The 384-nt window shown below is 56.2% G+C and carries 1 pseudogene; it reads left to right on the forward strand.

Annotated features, from left to right (window positions below):
* Nucleotides 1-371 (forward strand): annotated as a pseudogene (locus RMT89_RS41485) (hypothetical protein); the annotation flags it as partial.
* Between the last annotated feature and the right edge of the window lie 13 nt (nucleotides 372-384).

The following is a 384-nucleotide window of genomic DNA, read 5'->3' on the forward strand; positions in this document are numbered from 1 at the left end:
CCAGTGAAGTAGAAGGGTTGAGCTACATCTCACGTGGTTTAGCACCGCCCAACCCCTCTGAGTTGCTAATGGGTGAGCGCTTTGCCCAACTGCTAGCAGAGGTAGAGCAGCAGTTCGATTTAGTGATCGTGGACACGCCGCCGGTACTGGCCGTAACGGATCCTTCTATTGTGGGCAGCCTCTGCGGCACCACGCTACTTCTCACCCGCTTTGAGCGCAACACCATTAAAGAAGTACAGCTAGCCGCCCGCCGCTTGGAAAGCACCGGCGTCGTGGTAAAAGGCACCATTCTAAACGCCATGGAGAAAAAGGCAGCCAGCAGCTACGGATACGGCTACTACCAGTACAGCTACCGTTCCACCGCGGAATAGCGTCGCTGCCAGT

This window comes from Streptomyces sp. P17 (assembly GCF_032436805.1).
GTDB lineage: Bacteria > Actinomycetota > Actinomycetes > Streptomycetales > Streptomycetaceae > Streptomyces.